The sequence below is a fragment of the Halobacillus alkaliphilus genome, from assembly GCF_900113125.1.
Lineage (GTDB): Bacteria > Bacillota > Bacilli > Bacillales > Halobacillaceae > Halobacillus > Halobacillus alkaliphilus.
In genome coordinates this window covers 1-6,039 of the sequence record NZ_FOOG01000080.1, presented here as the reverse complement: position 1 = coordinate 6,039, position 6,039 = coordinate 1, and the positions used below count along the sequence as shown (strand labels likewise).

Here is a 6,039-nt window from a genome sequence, read left to right as displayed (position 1 = left end):
TTCATTGGAACGCGTTTATGCAGAGAATTTCGAGCGCTCCATGATCGCAAAGGGGCGGAAGGGAACGGCGAAGACTCCTGCGGGATGAACATGACAGGTGAGATCCCGCAGGGCTGTTAAGCCCGAGGAAGCTCACCACATGGGATGTTCGACTAAGATCGCCACGTCCTGTGGCAACGTCGAACGACCCTGCGTCGTGCAGGGCCGCGGAAAGCGAGTCGTTCCCTGGAGCCCTTTTCCACACAATATCTCGAAACTGAGTCTTACAGTAACCGGCCCTATTCTTTAATAACCGCTTATAAATAAAAATTACAAATCTAACACAGGTATCATTCTGATAAAGCCTGTTTCGCGAGCATCTTCACTACTGCATCATCCATAGGCGGGTTGTGCAGACCAGCTCGGACGTCGCGGTAATATTTTTCGAATGGATACTGCTTGGATAAGCCTCTTCCTCCGGCAATCCTCATTGCTAAATCCACGACCTCTGCCGCGGTATTAGTGACGGCCAGTTTAACCGCGGCTAACTCCGCACCCATTTGTTTTCGCTGATCGGGTTCTTCATCCCATTTTCTTGCCACCGTATACATAAACGAGTGAGCTTGCAGCAGCTTCCATTCCATTTCACCAATTTTATCCTGGATATGTCCCACTTCTGCAATTGGAGTATCCAAGCTGTTTGGCTGGAAGTTTTGAGCGAATTCAATTGCATCATTTCGCGCAGCTGTAGCAATTCCTAGATAACACGCCGGAATATGCAGCAGCCATCCTTTAGGAGCAGGCTTTTCTTTTGATTTTCTCTCTACTAAATCACTTAAATTAACTTCTACTCCATCCAATACTAAATCGTCACTTTCCGTACCTCTCATACCCAGGGTATCCCATGTTTTATCGACCGTAAGTCCAGGATGATGACGGTCAATGAGAAACCAGCCAATCTCATCTAAATCTTCAACATAAGCAGAAACTATATAATAATCTAAATGGTCCGCCATAGATGTAAATGTTTTACGACCGGTGATGATATAACGATCTCCATTCCTGACTGCTTTGGTTTCCGGAACCCCTCCACGAGTTGGACTTCCAGTTGCCGGCTCCGTAGCTGCCCGATTAACAACCTTCTGTTCTTCAGCCACCTCTTTAGCCAGGCGATCAAAATCATTCTTCCTCCAAAGCTTGTCTTCCTTTAACTCTTTCATAATACCTAAATGCCAGCCGATAGATAATGCAACAGATCCATCACCTTCTGCTATCTTTTCTTGGAGCAATAAAAATTCATAGAGAGAGAGATCTTCTCCTCCGTAAGCAGCTGATAAGGTAAGCGATGGGTATTTCTCCTGTTTTATTACTTTCAAAGTACGATGGGAAAAAACAGCCTCAGGGTCCGTTCTGCTTACCTGTGCTTTTGCTTCCTTAGCAATCCGTTCAGCTTTTTCAAACAATCTTTGATGACGGTCATTTTTAATCCAATTATCAAAAAGATCAACCATATACATCCACTCCCAATTTAATATATAATTAAATCTTACAAAATCAGTCGGAATTAAGCCAATACTAGGCTTAAACGGAGTTTTCATCCATTGTTTTTTACTATATCCAGACTAGAAAAAAACAGAACCTGCGGACTTCAGTTGAAAAAAGTCCGACACCTGGAAGATGCCGGACATTCCGTTATCTATCGCCCTCGAACCGCGCTCAGGGCCTGTTTAACAGAAGCATAAGACTGAAGTGATAATTCACTGAAGTCTGCATATGGTGCACTCTGAATGGCAAAGCTTGGCTTAACCCCCGTAATAATCAAAGTCGTGCCCATTAGATCCAACAGTTGATTCATCTGGTAAATCCCCATATGAACCGCTTCGTTATAGGAATGTACAGCGGACATATCGATAATTAAAAAATCTTCCTTAGATTCTTTCACATGGTGACTAACGGAGTCGAGCATTTCGTTAAGGCGCTCCTCATCAAAGGTCCCCACAAGCGGAAGTACAGAAATCCCGTCTTCCAATGGAACAATAGGCGTAGACAGCCGTTTGACTTCGGATAGATAATGTCCAATCAGTTCTTGCTGTTCTCTACGCTGACTGACATCTCGTTGAACACCGACAAAATAATTCTGGTCCATTTGTTGTATGTAAACAGGAAAGATTTGTAGTTCATTCCAGAACATCGTCCCGTCTTTTTTATAATTCTTAAGCTCTACCAGAACATTTTCATAATTCGAGAGTCCTTTACGAATCTTATCTACCATTTGAGGGCTTGTATCTTCGCCCTGCAAAAACCGGCAGTTCTTTCCGAGGATCTCTTCTGCCTCATAACCCGTCAAGTCCTCAAATCCCTTATTGCAATAAATCATTGGATTATCTTCCTGCTCCGGGTCAGAGATAACCACACCTGCCCCCACTCGATCAATAGCTGCCTTAATGAATTCGTTTTGCTGAATTTCTTCTAATTTATCGAATGTCTCTTCGTTCATACTAAGCAATCCCCTTTGGTAGTGGAATGAATACTATTATCATAAAATGAATCATAGAAAATTTCCAATCATACCTTACACAGACCATTCCAGCACAGTTAGTCCAGGCCAGCGGGCTTTCCATTTAACCGCTTTGCTCTCATAAACATGCTCTGGAACTAAAACTTTATTGGGACGCACTATTCCCATAAACAGATCCTGTAATCCATAAGGAGCGTAGATCTTGTATTCGCCTCCTACTCGCTTCACACCGATCGCTGATGCAGTTGTCGGCCAAGTTTCAATCGCTTCCTCAGCTGATTGATAAGGGGCTATCTTTTTATTGAACTTCTGCTCATACCACTGATGAACGAGAGCCTCATTCGTTAAATCAATTTCAAAAGGAAAATGAGGCAGTGCTTTTCGTATTTTCGTTTCCTTTTTCATTTCCATTTCCCTGGAAGGCCCTTCGAGGGGGGATTAAAATAAATAATATCCGCGTCATCTATTCCATAAGTTAAGTCAAAGTCATGGAGCTTATTCCAAACCGGCTGCGTAATAACCCCGGCCCCGATATAGCAATCTCCTATATAGTGATCCATCGCCTCAAACAGCTGTTGAATATATGGATGTGCCCGGATGATTTCTATTAGTTCATTTTCTAAATTAGTCAATTCCTTCTCCCTCAAACCATCTGGTCTTCTCAAGTTCGTGAATAAATGCGTCCACTTGTAATAATTGACGAAGTCCTTCCTGGTAACAAACCCATGTGTTCCTGCTCAAGGGCCGATTGTCCACCTCCAGAGGGATGGAATAGAAATCTTTAAGATCTCTGCTTACGCTTTCTGGCAGTACAGCCATACCTAAACCGCGTTTCATCATCTGCTTGGCAGTTTCAAACTGATCAATTTTGATTGACCTATTAAATGCTTGCTGAGGCTGAATAGCCATCCACTCCTCCAGTACTTTTTGAAATCCAGGATCACTTTTAAATTCAATAAGAGGGCGAGCTATGTCTTCATTTAAAGGCATAGTATCCATTAAATACAGAGGATCTTCAAAAAGATGATGGCTAACCATGGTTCGAATCGGTTCACCGCGCACGATACATACATGAAACTCGCTGGAGGACTCTCTTATTTCATCACTTACCCCTGTTACCAGATCAATCGATACATTCGGATATTTTTTTGTAAAAGATTCTAAAACCCCCGGTAAAAAATGTTGACTGAACAAAGAAGATGCTCCTATGGAAAGAGTTCCAGCTACCCTATCTCCATCTTGCTGGAGAAGGCGGTCGCAAAAATCGGCTTCTCTTTTTACGACTTCCTCTGCGTGTTTCAGGACACTTTCACCAAGAGCAGTAAGAACGAGTTGTTTTGGGGTTCTTAAGAAAATAGCTCCTCCAAAATGGTTCTCTATGTATTTTAACCGTTGGGTAATTGCAGGCTGTGATATAAGGATTTTCTTAGCTGTGCCCCTTATCGTTTTGATTCGATATAACTGAAGCAATAATTCATAATCATCTATTTTCAAATTTATCACTCCATAAGTAAAAGTTATCGTTTTCAATAATAAAACAGCATTATCCTTATCTCCATTATTAGGATAAGATGGAATTAATTTATAGGAGGGGGAGGTTACCGATGAATCGACTTAATACGTACCGTCTATTAACCACTTATTTCTTATATGAATGTGGTCGAGCTATGTATTTTGTATTAATTACATGGTTTCTGTATCAATGGACTCAAGACGCGATATACACCGGAGTTTTCGTCAGTTTTGGATTTTTACCAGGTTTATTTTCCAACCTGATCTTTGGGGTAGTCGTCGATCGTTCGAATCGAAAAAAACTAGCGTCTCTCGCAGGGGGCGGGAGTATTGGTTGTTTATTGCTTTTATGGGGGACCTTTCTGCTCGGCTTAATCAACCCGTGGGTGATGATTTTGACGCACATGGTCCTCCAAACACTTGGTTCCCTGTTCAGACCTTCTTTACAAGCTCTTGTCGCTGAAGTATTTCAAAAAAATGACTTGCCAAGAATCTTTTCCTTATCTGGATCAGCCACTATATCAGGCAGCCTGATCGGAGCTGCTTTAGGGGGAATTCTATCTGGACTTCTGCCTGTTTCAATTTCTTTGCTCATCGTTACGGGATTGTACATCGGGGCTTTCTTTACTGTGCTGTGCCTTTCATATAAACCTTCCCCAACGAGAAAACCTGCAAATGCTTCTCCTTTCTTCAAAGAATTAAAAGAAGGGTTTGTATATTTAAAAAGTCACCATATGCTGCATGGACTATTCGTCATGATGATGCTTGGCCAATTGACTTTTCACACAGTGCTAGGCTTCTTATCTGTTTATACCAGTGCTTATTTAAATCAAACTTCGACGGTCTATGGGTTTCTTGATGCTGCTTTCTCAATTGGAGGAATTACAGCGGGGATAGTGGGTACATGGTGGTGGCTTAAGTGGAAAAATCACCTGGCTCTTTTCTCTCTTGGTATGATGGCAGGCGGGCTTTTGCTGCTAGGAATCACAAAAAATTTATTAGTCGTCGTATTAGGTGTAGTTTTAGTAGGGCTAGGTACTTCTTTTGTCCGTGCCCTTCTGCAGTCTGTTCAGCAAATGGCGACAGACCCGGATTTCCACGGGCGAATGTCCAGCTTTCGCATGCTATGCAACCAGGCTTCTGTTGTCACCACAGGACCGATTTTCGGATATATTGCTTCCGCACACGGGGTCCATTATATTTTTCTATTATTAAGTGGAATCAGCTTTGCCGGAATGGTATGGGCCTTCTTCCAAGCAAGAGATCCTCAGTTTGCTGCCATAACCAAGCAGAAACCAGCATGACGATAAGGTATGTTTCTCTTCGCGGAAACATACCTTATTTCTTTTTCGTTCTAAGTAAGTAATTAACGACCCTTCGACCTCTCTTATCTCGTCTCTTCCTTTGGGGTTTTGTAAACCTTCTCAACTTCTACTCCCAGCGTCTTTAAATAATCGACAATCTGGTCTACTCTCTTCATGATTTCACCTCATTATGATGCAGAGTTTTTATAAGACTACCTTCATTTATCTACTACAATTCTTTACGAATGAATATCCCTGGACGTTTCAAATTTTAATTATAAATCACGATACCCCGTATGATGACTAATTATTCAACTTTTTGCACATTTGATAATTTTTTATCATTCATCAGCAGAAGACTCCCTCTTCAAGCGCCGTGTCGAAGACCGGTGGTAAGGAGGTGATGAATGCCGTTGCCGTAAGGCGAATGCCTTTGAATATTCTCCCTTCCGTGATATTCTAAAGTAAGAACATACGTTCCTGATTAGGAGGTGGAAAGGTTGAGGCATAAAGCGTATAACTTTCGTATCTATCCAAATAAAACCCAAGAATCGCTCATCGCTAAGACAATCGGTTGCGCTCGTTTTGTCTTCAATCATTTCCTCTCCGAATGGAGCAGTGCCTACAAGGAGACCGGAAAAGGTTTGAGTTACTCTACTTGTTCCAAACAACTACCCAAGCTTAAAAGAGAATTCCTTTGGTTAAAGGAAGTGGATAGCACGGCCA

7 protein-coding genes are annotated in these 6,039 nt (G+C 42.2%); 2 read left to right on the top strand and 5 right to left on the bottom strand.

Annotated features, from left to right (window positions below):
• Positions 1-329: 329 nt before the first annotated feature.
• From BMZ06_RS20130 to BMZ06_RS20110, 5 genes are all read right to left on the bottom strand, one after another.
• Positions 330-1,490: an acyl-CoA dehydrogenase family protein gene (locus BMZ06_RS20130; protein ID WP_089755004.1), complete on the bottom strand. Its 1,161-nt coding sequence runs from the start codon at positions 1,488-1,490 to the stop codon at positions 330-332.
• Positions 1,491-1,675: 185 nt separating this feature from the next.
• Complete coding sequence (gene ytvA / locus BMZ06_RS20125; protein ID WP_089755002.1) at positions 1,676-2,476, bottom strand: YtvA family blue-light photoreceptor; 801 nt, start codon at positions 2,474-2,476, stop codon at positions 1,676-1,678.
• A 75-nt stretch (positions 2,477-2,551) separates the two neighbouring features.
• On the bottom strand, positions 2,552-2,902 hold the full coding sequence (locus tag BMZ06_RS20120) for a nucleotidyltransferase family protein (protein ID WP_175477951.1): 351 nt from the start codon (positions 2,900-2,902) through the stop codon (positions 2,552-2,554).
• Positions 2,899-3,129, bottom strand: a complete 231-nt coding sequence (locus tag BMZ06_RS21185) for a nucleotidyltransferase family protein (RefSeq protein ID WP_089754998.1) — start codon at positions 3,127-3,129, stop codon at positions 2,899-2,901. Before BMZ06_RS21185 ends, BMZ06_RS20120 begins: the two co-directional genes overlap by 4 nt.
• Positions 3,122-4,000 (bottom strand): LysR family transcriptional regulator, encoded by an 879-nt coding sequence (locus BMZ06_RS20110; protein WP_342709228.1) that lies wholly within the window; start codon positions 3,998-4,000, stop codon positions 3,122-3,124. Before BMZ06_RS20110 ends, BMZ06_RS21185 begins: the two co-directional genes overlap by 8 nt.
• 101 nt (positions 4,001-4,101) lie before the next feature.
• Here BMZ06_RS20110 and BMZ06_RS20105 point away from each other — a divergent pair, with 101 nt between their 5' ends.
• Positions 4,102-5,313: an MFS transporter gene (locus BMZ06_RS20105; RefSeq protein ID WP_089754994.1), complete on the top strand. Its 1,212-nt coding sequence runs from the start codon at positions 4,102-4,104 to the stop codon at positions 5,311-5,313.
• Positions 5,314-5,804: 491 nt separating this feature from the next.
• A partial coding sequence (locus tag BMZ06_RS20100) for a helix-turn-helix domain-containing protein (protein ID WP_175477950.1) occupies positions 5,805-6,039 on the top strand: 235 nt, incomplete at its 3' end.

Bases quoted from the DNA above. Each gene is read 5' to 3' on its own strand.
- BMZ06_RS20130 (WP_089755004.1), bottom strand. From the start codon at position 1,490: ATGGTTGATCTTTTTGATAATTGGATTAAAAATGACCGTCATCAAAGA.
- ytvA (WP_089755002.1), bottom strand. From the start codon at position 2,476: ATGAACGAAGAGACATTCGATAAATTAGAAGAAATTCAGCAAAACGAA.
- BMZ06_RS20120 (WP_175477951.1), bottom strand. From the start codon at position 2,902: ATGAAAAAGGAAACGAAAATACGAAAAGCACTGCCTCATTTTCCTTTT.
- BMZ06_RS20105 (WP_089754994.1), top strand. From the start codon at position 4,102: ATGAATCGACTTAATACGTACCGTCTATTAACCACTTATTTCTTATAT.